Here is a 16,249-nt window from a genome sequence, read left to right as displayed (position 1 = left end):
GCAGGCCGGGACGGCTGGCACGGTTGCTCAGCAGCAGCTCGATGCCGCTGTCGTCGATCATGTGGGCCAGGCGTTCGGCAGGGTATTCCGGGTCCAGGGGCACGTAGGCGCCACCGGCCTTGAGCACTGCCAGCAGACTGATCACCATCTCCAGGCTGCGCTCCAGGGCGATCCCCACGCGCACGTCCGGCCCGACGCCCTCGGCGACCAGCAGGTGCGCCAGGCGGTTGGCCCGCTGGTTGAGCTCGCGGTAGCTCAGCCGCTCGCCGGCAAAGACCACCGCGCAGGCGTCAGGGGTGTGCAGGGCCTGACGCTCGATCAAGGCGTGGACAGGGTCGTCGCCTGCATGATCGATCGAGGGCACGGCGTTCCACGTCAGCACCTGTTGCTCACGTTCAGCGCCGTCGAGCAGTTCGAGCTCGCCGACGCGCATGTGCGCCGGGGCATCGACGATCTGCAACAGCAGGTTGAGCAGGTGACGGTTCACCTGGCCAATGGTTGCCGCATCGTAGTGGGCGCAGGCGTAGCTGTAGTGCAGCGACAAGGCCTGGCCAAGGTTGACCGCCAGGGTGAGCGGATAGTTGGTCCGCACCACGCTGGAAATGCCGCTGAACACCAGCCCCTCCGGCGCGCCCTGCTCCAGCGCCTCGGAGATCGGGTAGTTCTCGAACACCAGGATATTGTCGAACAGCGCTTCGCCACCCTGCCCTGCCCAGCGCTGGATGGCGTTGAGCGCGGTGTGCTCATGCTCGCGGGCCGAAAGGTTGGTCTGCTGCACGGACTGCAGCCAGGTGCCCAGCTCAAGCCGGGCGTCGGGTGTGCCGATCACCGGCAGGGTATTGATGAACAGGCCGACCATTTCGCCAGCACCGGGCAGCGACGCCGGACGCCCTGCCACGGTCGCGCCGAAGGCCACGCAGGCCTGCCCGCAGTAGCGTTGCAGCAGCAACTGCCAGGCGCCTTGCAGCAGGGTGTTGACCGTGACCTTGTACTGACGCGCACACGCCTGCAGGCGTTGGGTCTGCCCCGCCTCGAGGCGTGCATGAAAATCGTCATGGCCGGCGTCGGCCACCACCCGCCCCGCGACCGCTTCGGCCAGCCGGGTCGGTGCCTGCAGCTCGCCCAACTGGGACTTCCAGAACGCCTCGCACTGGGCCTGGTCCTGGCGCTGCAGCCAGTCGATATAGTCGCGGAACCGTGCGGGGCCCGCGTGCGACACCTGGCCACGGTAATGCTGCAGTACGTCGCCCATCAGCTGCGCGCTGCTCCATCCGTCCATGAGGATATGGTGGCTGGTGTAGACCAGGTGGTAGCGGTGCTCCGCGGTGCGGGCCAGCACCAGGCGCAGCAGTGGCGCCTGTGCCAGGTCGAAGCCCGCGGCGCGTTCATCGCGAGCCAGTTGCTCCAGTGTCGCGTCGAGCGCTGCCGAGGCGCGCAGGTCATCGATACGCATCGGCATCGGCACCTGCTTGTGCACCACTTGCAGCGGCTGCTCGCCAAGGTTCCAGACAAAGCCGGTGCGCAGGATTTCATGCCGCTCCAGCACCTGCTGCCAGGCCTCGCCGAACCGCTGCGGGTCGAGCCCGCTGACGTCCATGCGCATCTGGTTGATGTAGCCAGTCTCGCCCTGCTCATAGAGGCTGTGGAACAGCATGCCCTGCTGCATGGGCGAAAGCGGGTAGATGTCTTCGATCTGCGCGGCCGGCACCGCGAGGCCATCGAGCTGCGCCTGGGCAAGGCCCGCCAGAGGGAAGTCCGAAGGCGTCACGCCACTGTGACACGGCTCGCTGCAATGGGTGATCAGCGCCTGCAGCTCGGCGGCATACTGCTCGGCCAGGCGCTCGATGGTAGCGGTGTCGAACTGCGCCTCGCTGAAATTCCAGCCCAGGCTCAGCTGGCCGTCATAGACCTGGCCGTTGAGGGTCAGCCAGTTGCCCAGCGGCGCCTCCGGGCTTTGCTCGGCACCGGCCGGTTCAGGGGCCGGCGACCACAAGCGGTCTTCGCTGCTGTCGAAGCTGGCATCGAACTGGCCCAGATAGTTGAAGGTCATGCGCGGGACCGGCAATACGCCCAGGGCCTGCTGGGTGGCCGTGTCACCCAGGTGACGCAGCACGCCGAAGCCCAGGCCCTTGTCGGGGATGGCCCGCAGCTGCTCCTTGAGCTGCTTGATCGAGTCGGCCATCTCGGCCTGTGGCGTCAGCAGGACCGGGAAGACACTGGTGAACCAGCCCACGGTACGGCTCAGGTCGACCTGCTCGAACAGCGCCTCGCGACCATGGCCTTCCAGCTGCAACAGCAGCGATTGCTGGCCGGTCCAGCGCACCATGACGCGCGCCAGGGCAGTGAGCAGCAGGTCGTTGACCTGGGTCCGGTAGCTGGCGTTGCAGCCTTGCAGCAGCCGGCGGGTCGCCTGGGCATCCAGGCGGGTGTGCACGCGGCGGGCGCGGGCATTGCCCAGGTCATCGCTCGGGCGGTCACGCGGCAGGTCGCGCGGCGCATCGCGCAGGCGCTCTTGCCACTGGCGCACCTGGGCCTGGCGTTGATCGTCCCGCGCCCAGTCCTGCAGGCGCATGGCCCAGGTCTTCAGGGCGCTGGTCTTGAGCGGCAACTCGACCGGCTGGCCGGCGAGCAGGCGCCCGCAGGTGGTGCCCAGGTCTTCGAGCAGAATCCGCCAGGACACGCCGTCCACCGCCAAGTGATGGATCACCAGCAGCAGGCGTTGTTCACCGTCCGGCAAACTCGCCAGCAGCGCGCGCAGCAATGGGCCCTGGGTCAGGTCAAGGCTGCGCTGGGTCTCTTCGCAGGCAGCTTCCAGGGCCTGGGCGTCAGCCACGTCAAGGGTACGCAGCAACGGCTGGGCCAGGGCGTCCTCGACGCTGCGATAGCGCGCGGACCAGCCCTCGTCCCCGTGGCTGAACGCCAGGCGCAGCGCATCGTGATGGCGCACCATGGCCTGCAACGCCTGCTCGAGCACCTCGGGCTGCATGGGCGCATGGGCGCGCAGCAGCAAGGACTGGTTCCAGTGATGACGCTCGGCGATCGGCTCATCGAAGAACCATTGCTGCACGGGCAGCAACGGTGTGCTGCCCGCCACCGGCGCCTGGTCGATGGCCAGCGACGCGGCGCCGACCTGGGCGACCCGTGCCAGGCCCATCACCGTCTGGTGCTGGAACAGGTCCTTGGGCGTGAAGTGAATGTCCAAGGCACGCGCCCGGCTCACCACCTGGATGGAGACGATGGAGTCGCCGCCCAGCTCGAAGAAGTTGTCCGCAAGGCCGACGCGCTCCAGCTTGAGCACCTGTTGCCAGATCTCGGCGATCTGCTGCTGCACGGGTGTCTGCGGCGCCTGGTAGGTCTGCTGCAGGGCACTGAAGTCCGGCTGCGGCAGACGCTTGCGGTCGACCTTGCCGTTGGGCGTCAACGGCAGCTCGGCAAGCATCAGCAGGTGCGCCGGCACCATGTAGTCGGGCAGACGCTCCTTGAGATGACCGCGCAATGCCTCCCGCAGCGTGGCCTGCGCCTGGCTGTCGCCAAGCAGCACCTGGGCAGCCTCCGGCACCACGTAGCCGACCAGTTGCTGGCCACTGGGGCCTTCACAGGCCACCACGACGGCCTCGCGCACCGCGGCGCTGTCGAGCAGCCGCGCCTCGACCTCGCCCAGCTCGATGCGGAAACCACGCACCTTGACCTGACGGTCGATCCGGCCCAGGTAGTCGATGATGCCGTCGTCACGCTGCGCCACCCGGTCGCCGCTGCGGTAAAGCCGCGCACCGTCGCCGAACGGGTCCGGCACAAAGCGCTCGGCGGTCAGGGCCGGGCGGTTGAGGTAGCCACGCGCAAGGCCCTGGCCACCCAGGTACAGCTCGCCGGGAATCACCAGCGGCAACAGGCTAAGGTTGCCATCGAGCACATACGCGCGGCGCTCGCCGACACGCTCCCCGATGGGCGCGTAGGCGGCGCCGCAGCGGTCGTGCCCAGCGGCCTTCCAGATCAACGGGGTGACTACCGTTTCGGTCGGGCCATAGCCGTTGATGATGTATTGCGGGCGCAGCGCGCGCCGCGCCAGGGTATAGCTGGCGTCGGCCACGGCGTCGCCGCCGAAGCAGTAGACGCGCACAGGTGGCGGGTTGCCGTCACGCTCGGCGTGCTCGGCCAGTTGCTGCAGGTAGACGGGCGGGAATGCCGCCACCGTCACGCCATGGGCATGCAAGGCTGCGTAGGTCTGTTCGGGCGTCCATAGCTGCGGGTCGCGGATCAGCAGCGAGGCGCCGTGGGTCAGCGCGGTCAGCCAGCGCTCGTGGGCACCGTCGAAGGCAAACGACATGAAGTGCAGCTCGCAGTCCTCGGCACTCATCTCGTAGCGTGCGCCGATTGCCCGGCAGTGCATGGCGATCGGCCCGTGGGCCACCGCCACGCCCTTGGGCAGGCCTGTGGAGCCGGAGGTGTAGATCACGTAGGCCAGGTGCTCGGCGTGCAGCGCGACCTCTGGGTCATGGGCCGGCAGGTCATCGAGGCGCAGTTGGTCGAGGGCCAGGGTGTCGAGGCCCTGCGGCACCGGCAGGCGCTTCAGCAGTGCGGTATCGCTGAGCAGCAGGGCCATGCCACTGTCCTGCATCAGGTAGGCCAGGCGCTCGCGCGGGTATTCCGGGTCCAGCGGGGCGTAGGCGCCACCCGCCTTGAGTACCGCCAGCAGGCTGACCACCATCTCCAGGCCGCGCTCCAGCGCGATGCCGACCAGGACCTCAGGCCCGGCACCCGCGGCGATCAGGGCATGGGCCAGGCGGTTGGCGCGCAGGTCGAGTTCGGCAAAGCTCATCTGCTGGTCGCCAAAGATCAGCGCGGTGGCGTCCGGCGTCTGCCGGGCAAGCTCGGCGATGCGCTGGTGTACCAGCGGCCCCTGCACGTGACGCAGGTCAGGCGCATTGCGCTCGATCAGCAGGTGCTCGCGCTGCGCCGGGTCGAGCATCGGCAGTTCGGCGATGCGCTGGGACGGCCCGGCGACGATGCCCTGCAGCAGCGTCAGCCAGTGGCCGCCCAGGCGCTCGATGGTGGCGGCGTCGAACAGATCGCTCGCATAGGTCAGCGAGGCCCACAGGCCTTGCTCGCCCTCGACGGTGTCCAGGGTCAGGTCGAACGAGGCGCTGTGGCTGTCCCAGAACAGGCCTTCGATCTCCAGGCCCGGCAGCTGCCGGGCGCGATTGTCACGGGCCTGGCGATCCTGGCGCTGATGGTTGTACATCACTTGGAACAATGGGCTGTGGCTCAGGCTGCGGTCCGGTTGCAGCGCCTCGACCAGTTGCTCGAATGGCAGGTCCTGGTGCGCCTGGGCGCCCAGCACGGCCTGCTTGACCTGCTGCAGCAGCTGGCCGAAGGTCTGCGCGCCGTCGACCTGGGCACGAAGCACCTGGGTGTTGACGAAGAACCCCAGCAGGCGGTCGGTCTCGACGCGGTTGCGGTTGGCGGTGGGCACGCCGACGCGGATGTCATCCTGGCCGGTGTAACGGTGCAGCAGCACCTGGAACGACGCCAGCAGCAGCATGAACAGCGTCACCTGTTCGCGCTGGGCCAGGGCCTGGAGGGCTTCCCCCAGCGCCGGGTCAAGCGGCAGGTCGAAGCGCGCGCCCCGATGACTGGGCTGCGCCGCGCGCGGGCGGTCCGTGGGCAGTTCCAGTACCGGCTGCTGCTCACCCAATTGCGCACGCCAATACGCCAGTTGCTGTTCGCTGCCGCCGGCCTCCATCCAGCGCCGCTGCCAGACCGCATAGTCGGCGTACTGGATGTCCAGCGCTGGCAGGTTCACGTCATGGTCCCCGGCGAAACCCAGGTACAGCTGGACCAGCTCATCGACCATGACCTGCATCGACCAGCCGTCGGAGACGATATGGTGCTGGACCATCACCAGCACATGCTCGTCCTCGCTCACGCGCAGCAGGCTGACCCGGATCAGCGGCCCCTGCTCCAGATCGAAAGGCAACGCCACCCGGCGTTCCACCTCGGCCTGGATCAGGGCTTCGCGCCCGGCGGCGTCAAGGGTCTGCGTGAGTTCGCCCAGCTCGATGTCCAGCGGCATCTGCGCATGGACCTGCTGGCGCGGACGCTCGTCGTCGACGACAAAGGTCGTGCGCAGGGTTTCATGGCGCTCGATCAAAGCGGTGAACGCCTGGCGCAAGGCGCCGACCCGCAGCCGGCCACGCAGGCGCAGCGCGGTGGGGATGTGGTAGGCAGCGCTGCCGGGCTCCAGTTGCCAGAGGAACCACTGGCGCTCCTGGGCGAACGACAAGGGCAGGGTCTGCAGCTGGTCGCGGATTTCAGGGATCGGCAGGTTGGCCGGCGAAACCTTCTGCTCGGCCATCTTTTCAAGGTACTGGCGACGCTTGTCCAACGGCAGGGCAATGAAGCGTCTGGCAATGCGCAGGGCGGTGGAACGGTCCATTACGCCTCCTCCATTTCGTCGAGCAGGCTTTCGAGCTGGTTCAGGGTGGAGTCATCCATGCCGTCGCCAGCCTGTTCAAGCTGTTGGGCGAGGTCGCCAAGGGTCGGGTACTGGAAAATCAATTGCGCTGTTGCCTTCATACCAAGCTCGAGTTGAATGCGTGAAACCAGGCTCACGACGAGAAGAGAGTGGCCGCCAAGGTCGAAGAAGTGGTCGTTCAGACTCACCTTCTCCAGCTTGAGCACGTCTTGCCAGATCGCTGCCAGCTGGCATTCGACCGGGGTACGTGGCGCCACAGGGGGGTGTTGCGGTTGGGACGCTTGCGGCAGGGGCAGGGCCTTGCGGTCCAGCTTGCCGTTGGGGCTCAGCGGCCAGCGTTCGAGCAGTACCCAGTGGGCAGGCACCATGTACTCGGGAAGGCTGGCCTTCAGGTGCGCCTTGAAGCCTTCGCGCACAGGGGCCTGGTGCTCGCTTTCAAGATGCTCGGGTGCGGCCAGCACATAGCCGACCAGCTGTTGGCCGGCAGGGCCTGGCTGGGCCAGGACCACCGCGTCGCGAACCTGCGCCAGCTCCAGCAGGCGGGCTTCGATCTCGCCCAGCTCGATACGCTGGCCGCGGATCTTCACCTGATGGTCCAGCCGGCCGAGGTACTCGAGCGCGCCGTCCTGGCGTTGGCGCACCAGGTCACCGGTGCGGTACAGCCGCTCGCCGTCGCCGAACGGGCTGGCCACGAAGCGCTCGGCGGTCAGCGCCGGGCGGCGGTGGTAACCGCGCGCCAGCCCCACGCCGCCCAGGTACAGCTCGCCCGCCACGCCCGGCACCACCATTTGCAGCGAGGCATCCAGCACATGGCTGCGCAGGTTGGCGATCGGATGGCCGATCGGCACGCTGTCCGCGCCCTCCTCCACGCAGGTCCAGTGGGTCACGTCGACGGCCGCCTCGGTCGGCCCGTACAGGTTGTACAGGGCCGCCTTCGGCAGGCGGGCGAACACCTGGGCCTGGGCCTCCAGTGGCAAGGCCTCGCCGCTGCAGACGATGCGCCGCAGGCTGTGGCAACCGGCCAGGTCCGGCGACTGCAGGAACACCTGCAGCATCGACGGCACGAAGTGCAGCGTGCTGATGCCATGGCGCTCGATCAGCGCGGTGAGCTGCGCCGGGTCACGGTGCGCGCCCGGCTCGGCGATCACCAGCTGGGCGCCGGTGATCAGCGGCCAGAAGAACTCCCACACCGACACGTCGAAGCTGAACGGGGTCTTCTGCAGTACCCGGTCGCTGGCGTCCAGGCTATAGGCCTGCTGCATCCAGTACAGCCGGTTGCCCAGGGCCAGGTGGCGGTTGCCGGCACCCTTGGGCTTGCCGGTGGAGCCGGAGGTGTAGATCACATAGGCCAGGTGCTCGGGCGACAGCGCGACCTGCGGGTTGGCCAGCTCGGTGTCGAGGTTTTCAGGCACGTCCAGCAGCAACGTCGGCAGCGCAGCCGGTACTGGCAAGGCCACGTCCAGGCTGCGTTGCTGCAGCAACAGGGCGATGCCACTGTCCTCGATCATGTAGGCCAGGCGTTCCCCGGGGTAGTCCGGGTCCAGCGGCAGGTAGGCGCCGCCGGCCTTGAGGATCGCCAGCAGGGCCACGACCATCTCCAGGGAGCGCCGGGCGGCGACGCCCACCAGCACCTCCGGGCCGACGCCGCGCCCGATCAGCGTCAGCGCCAGTCGGTTGGCGGCCTGGTTGAGCTGGCGGTAGCTCAGCTGGCGGTCACCGAACACCAACGCTACCGCGTCGGGCGTGGCCTGCGCCTGGCGCTCGAACAGGCGCTGCACGCAGTATTCGCCGGGGTAGCGGACATCGGTATGGTTCCAGGCCTGCAGGGCCTGCTGCTGTCCGGCGTCCATCAGCGCCAGCTCCCCCACCCATGCCTGTGGGTCGGCCACCATGCCCTGCAGCAGGTGCTGCCAGTGGCCGGCCAGGCGTTCGAGGGTGGCGGGCTCGAACAGGTCGGTGGCATAGGTCAAGGTGGCACCCAGCCCGAGGCTCGTCTCGAAGGTGTCCAGCGACAGGTCGAACTGCGCGGTCTGGTGCTCGCCGACCAAGGTCTCGACGTGCAACCGCGGCACCTGGAAGCCTTCGCCCAACTGCTGGTCAAGGGCATTGCGGTGGTTGAACATCACCTGGAACAGCGGGTTGTGGCTCAGGCTGCGGGCCGGCTGCAAGGCCTCGACCAGTTGTTCGAACGGCAGGTCCTGATGGTCCTGGGCGCCAAGGGATGCGAGGCGCACCTGTTCGAGCAGATCGCTGACCCGCAACGGCGTATCGAAGCGGGCGCGCAGCACCTGGGTATTGACGAAGAAGCCGATCAACCGCTCGGTCTCCAGCCGGTGCCGGTTGGCCACCGGCACGCCGACGCGAATATCGGTCTGGCCACTGTAGCGGTGCAACACGGCCTGGAACGAGGCCAGCAGCACCATGAACAAGGTGACGTTGTGCTGCTGGGCAAGGGCTTGCAGGCCTTCGGCAAGCTGCGCGGGCAATGCCACCTCAAGGCGTGCACCGCGATAGCTCTGCACGGCGGGCCGGGCATGATCGGTGGGCAGCTCCAGTACCACGGGATCGCGGCCCAGTTGCTCGGTCCAGTAGGCCAGCTGTTGCTCGCGCGCCCCGGCATCGAGCCACTGGCGCTGCCAGTGCGCATAGTCCAGGTACTGGATCGGCAGGGCCGCCAGCGCCGGCGGGTGTCCTGCGCAGAGGCTGGCGTAGCTCTGCATCCACTCATCGACCATCACCTGCATGGACCAGCCATCGGAGACGATGTGGTGCTGCACCAGGGTGAGCACATGGTCGTCCTCGGCAACGCGCAGCAGTCCGATGCGCAGCAGCGGGCCGGTCACCAGGTCAAAGGCATGCGCGGTCTGCCCCGCGATAAACGCCTGGATACCCGTGTGCCGCTCCTCGCCCGCGGGCAGCGGCTCGACCGTGACAGGCAAGCGCAGCGCGGCGTGGATCACCGGGCGCACTTGGTCGTGCTCCTGGATAAACGTGGTACGCAGGCTCTCGTGGCGCTGGACCAGCAGGTTGAAACTGTCTTCCAGCGCCCGTACATCAAGCTCACCCCGCAGGCGCAAGGCCATCGGGATGTGATAGGCGGCGCTGTGCGGGTCGAGCTGCCACAGGAACCACTGGCGCTCCTGGGCGAATGAGAGGCGCAAAGGCTGGCTGCGGTCGATGGCCACGATCTTCTGCGCGCCATTGCCCTCCAGGGTGCTCAGCGCCCGGGTGAAAGCCTGCAACGTGGTGTGTTCGAACAGCAAGGCCAGCGGGACTTCCAGGTCCAGCTCCCGGGCCACCCGGGAAACCACCTGGGTCGCCAGCAGGGAGTGCCCGCCCAGGTCGAAGAAGTGATCGGCCATGCCGACCTGCTCCAGGTGCAGCACTTGCCCCCAGATGGCCGCCACCGTGCGTTCAAGTTCGCTGACCGGTGCCTGGAAGTCCTGACGCGCCTGGCCTGGTTCAGGGGCAGGCAGGGCCTTTCGGTCCAGCTTGCCGTTGGGGCTCAGCGGCATGGCTGGCAGCCACACAAGCTGCGAGGGCACCATGTAAGCCGGCAGGCGGGCGGTCAGTTCGGCCTTGATGCGCTCCTGCCAGGCAATCAGGTCGGCTGGCGGCAACGGATCGGCCACGTAGCCGACCAGGTGCTGGCCCTGCTCGTCGCTGCGGGCCACCACCAAGGTCTCCCCTCCCGCCACCTCGAGCAGGCGGGCTTCGATCTCGCCCAGCTCGATACGCTGGCCGCGGATTTTCACCTGATGGTCCAGCCGGCCGAGGTACTCGAGCGCGCCGTCCTGGCGCTGGCGCACCAGGTCACCGGTGCGGTACAGCCGCTCGCCGTCGCCGAACGGGCTGGCCACGAAGCGCTCGGCGGTCAGCGCCGGGCGGCGGTGATACCCACGCGCCAGCCCCACGCCGCCCAGGTACAGCTCGCCCGCCACGCCCGGCACCACCGGTTGCAGCGAGGCATCCAGCACATGGCTGCGCAGGTTGGCGATCGGATGGCCGATCGGCACGCTGTCCGCGCCCTCCTCCACGCAGGTCCAGTGGGTCACGTCGATGGCCGCCTCGGTCGGGCCGTACAGGTTGTACAGGGCCGCCTTCGGCAGGCGGGCGAACACCTGGGCCTGGGCCTCCAGTGGCAAGGCCTCGCCGCTGCAGACGATGCGCCGCAGGCTGTGGCAGCCGGCCAGGTCCGGCGACTGCAGGAACACCTGCAGCATCGACGGCACGAAGTGCAGCGTGCTGATGCCATGGCGCTCGATCAGCGCGGTGAGCTGCGCCGGGTCACGGTGCGCGCCCGGCTCGGCGATCACCAGCTGGGCGCCGGTGATCAGTGGCCAGAAGAACTCCCACACCGACACGTCGAAGCTGAACGGGGTCTTCTGCAGTACCCGGTCGCCGGCGTCCAGGCCATAGGCCTGCTGCATCCAGTACAGCCGGTTGCCCAGGGCCAGGTGGCGGTTGCCGGCGCCCTTGGGCTTGCCGGTGGAGCCGGAGGTGTAGATCACGTAGGCCAGGTGCTCGGGCGACAGCGCGACCTGCGGGTTGGCCAGCTCGGTGTCGAGACTTTCAGGCACGTCCAGCAGCAACGTCGGCAGCGCAGCCGGTACTGGCAAGGCCGCGCCCAGGCTGCGTTGCTGCAGCAACAGGGCGATGCCACTGTCCTCGATCATGTAGGCCAGGCGTTCCTCGGGGTAGTCCGGGTCCAGCGGCAGGTAGGCGCCGCCGGCCTTGAGGATCGCCAGCAGGGCCACGACCATCTCCAGGGAGCGCTGGGCGGCGACACCCACCAGTACATCCGGGCCGACGCCGCGCCCGATCAGCGTCAGCGCCAGGCGGTTGGCAGCCTGGTTGAGCTGGCGGTAGCTGAGCTGGCGGTCACCGAACACCAACGCCACCGCGTCGGGCGTGGCCTGCGCCTGGCGCTCGAACAAGCGCTGCACGCACTGTTCGCCGGGGTAGCGGACATCGGTATGGTTCCAGGCCTCCAGGGCCTGCTGCTGAGTGGGGTCGAGCATCGGCAATTCACCGATGGCGCGACCGGCATCGGCGGCCATGCCGCGCAGCAGGTGTTGCCAGTGGCCAGCCAGGCGCTCGATGGTCGCCGGTTCGAACAGGTCCGCGGCATAGACCAGCGCGACCGCGATGCCTTGCGGTGTCTCCACGGTTTCCAGCGACAGCTCGAACTGCGCACCACCCCCGTCGAGCAGCAACTCGCCAGCCTGGAGGCCTGGCAGGCTGCTGCCATTGGCGGTAGCGCCGAGCGTGCTGAGGTGGTTGTACATCACCTGGAACAGCGGGTTGTGGTTCAGCGCCCGCTGCGGATTGAGCACTTCGACCAGCCTGTCGAACGGCATGTCCTGATGGGCCTGGGCGGCCAGCGTCACTTCCTTGACCTCATGCAGCCATTGCCCGACCGGCGTCTGCGGCTGCGGGCACAGGCGCATCACCAAGGTATTGACGAAGAAGCCGACCACGCCTTCCAGCTCCTGGCTATTGCGGTTGTTCACCGGCACGCCGATTCGCAGGTCATGCTGGCCGCTGTGACGTTGCAGCAACAAGGCGAACGCGGCGAGGAAAAGCTGGAACAGGGTCGTGCCCTGGGCCTGGGCGAGGCCGCGCAACTGCCGCTCCAGATCAAGGGGCAGCCGCAGGTCCAGGCGCGCGCCACGGTCACTGGCCTGTGCACTGCGCGGGTGGTCGGTCGCAAGCTCCAGCACCACCGGCTCGCCGCCCAGTTGCTCGACCCAGAAATCCTGCTGGCGCTGCATCTCGCCCTGCTCCAGCCAGGCGCGCTGCCAGTGGGCGTAGTCGGCGTATTGCACGGCCAGGGGGGCCAGTTGCGCGGCCACGCCTGCAGTGAAGGCGCGGTACAGCTCGACGAATTCGTGCACCAGCAGGCTCATCGACCAACCGTCGGAGGTGATGTGGTGCAAGGTGAGCACCAGCACGCAGTCCTGCGCCGAACTCGCGATCACCTTGGCCCGCATCAGCGGCCCCTGGTGCAGGTCGAACAGGCGGGTGATCTCCTCGCGCACTGCCCATTCCAGCTGCGGCTGGCTGGCCCCGGGCAGTTCGGCCCACCGCAAGTCCACCGAGGTGGCGGGCTGGACCTGCTGGCAGAGCTGGCCGTCGCGCTGGACAAAGGTGGTGCGCAGCGATTCATGACGCGCCAGCAAGGCGTCGAGAGCCTGTTGCAGCGCCTGGCGGTTCAGTTCGCCTTGCAGCCGCACCGCCAGCGGCGTGTGATAGGCGGTGCTGTGTGGTTGCAGGGTCCAGAACAGCCATTGGCGCTGTTGCGCATAGGACGCAGGCAGGGCATCGCTGCGCGGCTGACGGGGGATGGCCGCCTGCTCGCGAACCGGCTCGCAGTGTTCCAGCGCCGCGGCCAGCGCCTGCAGGTCGGCGGTGTCGAAGATCGTGCGCAGCGCCAGGTCCAGGCCCAACTGGCGACGCACCCGCGAGACAATCTGCACCGCTAGCAGCGAGTGGCCGCCCAGGCTGAAGAAGTTATCCTTGAGGCTCACCGACGGGACCTTGAGCACCTGCTCCCAGATGCCCGCCACTGCCTGCTGCAATGCAGTGACCGGGGCCACGTGATCCTGCAGCGCACGCTCGAGGCCCGGTGCTGGCAACGCACGGCTGTCGAGCTTGCCGTTGGCGGTCAGCGGCATGACGTCCAGGGCCTGGTAGAACGTCGGCAGCATGTAGTCCGGCAAGCGCTGGGCGAGCCAGTCCTTCAGCTCGACAAGGGCCTGCTCGGCGGCGTCCTCGGCGAACACCACATAGGCCACCAGCTGCGCCTCACCGGCGTCACCCACCATCAGCACCGCAGCGTCCCGCACCTGGCCGGCGGTGCGCAGCACCACCTGTATTTCTTCCAGGTCGATGCGGTAGCCGCGCAGCTTGACCTGACGATCGACCCGGCCGAGGAAAGCCAGCTCACCGCCCGCGCGCCGGCGCACCCGATCGCCGGTGCGGTACAGGCGTGCACCCGGAGCGCCGAAGGGATCGGGGATGAAACGTTCGGCGGTCATGCCCGGCCGGCCCTGGTAGCCACGGGCAAGGCCGGCACCACCGATGTACAGCTCGCCATGGCTGCCCGCGGCCTGCAGTTGCAGCGTGCGGTCCAGCACATGGGCGCACAGGTTCGGCAGCGGCCGTCCCAGGGCGATCGGGGTGTCGACGGCCGTCAGGGACTGGGTCAGCACGCCAACGGTGGTCTCGGTCGGGCCGTAGTGGTTGACGATCTCGCAGAGCCCGAGCTCGCGCACGCGTTCGATCAGGGCGGCAGAGCAGGCTTCGCCGCCAAGCACCAGGCAACGGCGCGGCAGTACGCGCTGCGGCTGCTCGCTGCCCAGCAGCGCCTCCAGGTGCGATGGCACGATCTTCAACACATCGATGCCATGGGCCTGCAGGTAGTCTCCGAACCTGACCGGGTCGAGCGCGACATCCTGTTCGATGACATGCAGCGTACGGCCAGAGCACAGTGCGCCGAAGAGCACCGTATGGCCCAGGTCGGCCGCCAGGGTCGAGACCACCGCCATGCTGGCCGCGCCTTCCAGCGGCAAGGTGTGCAGCATCCCGTGCAGGTAGTTGCCCAGCGCGCCATGGCTGACGGCCACGCCCTTGGCCTGGCCGGTGGAGCCGGAGGTGTAGATCACATAGGCCAGTTGGCGAGGGTCGATGACCCGCTGCGGGCCGTGTTCGGCGCTTGCGGGACGCTGCGGATCGAGCAGCAGCGTGGTCACGCAGGCAGGCACCGGCAGGCTGTCCAGCAAGGCCTGCTGGGTCAGCAGCACGCCGATGCGACTGTCTTCGATCATGTACGCCAGGCGCTGGGCGGGAAACTCGGGATCGAGCGGCACGTAGGCGCCGCCGGCCTTCCAGATAGCCAGCAGGCCGATCACCATGTCCAGCGAGCGATGCGCTGCCAGGCCGACACAGACGTCCGGCCCGACACCCAGCTCCACCAGGCGCAGCGCCAGCCCGTTGGCCCGCGCATCCAGCTCGCCCAGGGTCAGGGACTGGCCCGCATGGACCAACGCCTGGGCCTCGGGTGCGCGCCGCACCTGCGCCTCGAACAGCTCGCACGCAGAGGCCGCCCGGGAGGCTGAACCGTTCCCACCCAGCAGCAATTGCTGCCGATGCTCGTGCTCGTCGAGCAACGCCAGCAGGCCGACGGGCTGATCGGCGCTGGCGACCATCGCGTCCAGCAGCCTCAGCCAGTGCCGTGCCATCCGCGCGACCGTGGCCGGCTCAAACAGCTCGCAGGCGTAGGTGAGGGTCGCGTGCAGCTTGCCACCGCGCTCGAAGGTCGTCAGGGTCAGGTCGAACGGCGTCGAACGGCTGCCGGCTTCCAGGGGACGCAGCTCAAGGCCGCTGCCCACGCGCATCACTTCGACGTCGGCGACATCCGGCAGGTGGTTGTACATCACCTGGAAGAGTGGGTTGTGGCTGCGGCTGCGGTCGATGTCCAACGCTTCGACCAGTTGCTCGAAAGGCAGCTCTTGATGCGCCTGGGCGCCGCTGACAGTCTCCTTGACCGCTGCCAGCAACTGCGCCACCGACTCGCGTTCGTCGATGCGGGTGCGCAGCACCTGAGTGTTGACGAAGAAGCCGATCAGCCCTTCCACTTCCGCCCGGTTGCGGTTGGCGATCGGCACCCCGACCCGCAGGTCGGACTGGCCACTGTAGCGGGACAACAGCACGTTGAAGGCGGCCAGCAGCACCATGAACACGGTGACGTTGTGTTTTCTCGCCAGGGCACGCACCTGCTCGGCCAGCTCGGCGTCGATCGCGAACTCATGCCGCAGGCCACGCTGGCTCGACACGGCTGGGCGCGGCATGTCGGTCGAGAGCTCCAGCAGGGGGTGCTCGTCACCCAGCTGAGCCCGCCAGTAGTCGAGCTGGCGTTCCTGCTCGCCCGCCTCCAGCCACTTGCGCTGCCACAGGGCATAGTCCCCATACTGGATCGGCAAGGCCGGCAGGCCGGGCTCTTGCCCTTGCTCGAAGGCTGCGTAGCAGCGGCTGAATTCATCGATGAGCACGTTCATCGACCAGCCATCGGAGACGATATGGTGCAGCGTCAGCAGCAGCACGTGCTCACGCTCGCCCAGTACCAGCAGGCTCACCCGCAGCAGCGGCCCGTTGCCCAGGTCGAACGGACGCAGCGCCTCTTCCTCGGCCAACTGCCGGACCCGGGCTTCTCGCGATGCCTCGTCCAGTCCGCGAAGATCCACCCGCGTGACGGTAAGGCCGTGCGCAGCCGGCGCTTGCAGCAGCTGATCATCCACGCCCTGGACAAACACCGTGCGCAGGCTCTCGTGACGCGCCACCAGGCTCTGGAACGCCTGTTCCAGGGCCACGACATCCAGGTTTCCGGTCAGCCGTACCGCGCTTGGCAGGTTGTAGGCACCGCTATGGCGATCGAGCTGCCAGAGAAACCACATGCGCTGCTGCGCATAGGACAGGGCATGACGGTCGTCGACCTCGACGCCGGCCGGAATCGGAAACTGGGAGAAGTCGATGCCTTCGGCCCGCAAACCGTCGAGAAACAACCGACGCTTTTCCACTGGCAATTCAATGAAACGGCGGGCAAGCGCCTGGGACTTCTCGGCATTCATCTGCAATCTTCCGTACAGTTGGGTATCGAGCTTCGGCTCGGCTATCCCTACGGAACGTAAGAAGACGCGGGAAAATTAGCGCCAGGGGCCGCTGGCCCGTCGCTAAATCGCCGGTTGCGGCCGTCGTTATCTGTGAACCAAGACAGAC

General features: G+C 68.0%; 2 protein-coding genes. Both read right to left on the bottom strand.

Annotation, left to right across the window (positions count from 1 at the left end; translation table 11 throughout):
• Nucleotides 1-6,433 (bottom strand): amino acid adenylation domain-containing protein (locus AC0ZZU_RS20405; RefSeq protein WP_476343095.1); only part of this gene is annotated, 6,433 nt, incomplete at its 3' end.
• The gene (locus AC0ZZU_RS20400) at nucleotides 6,433-16,101 is read right to left on the bottom strand and encodes an amino acid adenylation domain-containing protein (RefSeq protein WP_476343094.1); all 9,669 of its coding nucleotides are present in this window, start codon (nucleotides 16,099-16,101) and stop codon (nucleotides 6,433-6,435) included. The genes AC0ZZU_RS20405 and AC0ZZU_RS20400, both read right to left, overlap by 1 nt.
• Between the last annotated feature and the right edge of the window lie 148 nt (nucleotides 16,102-16,249).

Source organism: Pseudomonas sp. JE3303 (assembly GCF_056312565.1).
The sequence above is the reverse complement of the archived record's forward strand: the minus strand, read 5'-3'. Positions and strand labels throughout refer to the sequence as shown.

Coding starts and splice junctions, on each gene's coding strand:
- AC0ZZU_RS20400 (WP_476343094.1), bottom strand. CDS start 16,101: ATGAATGCCGAGAAGTCCCAGGCGCTTGCCCGCCGTTTCATTGAATTG.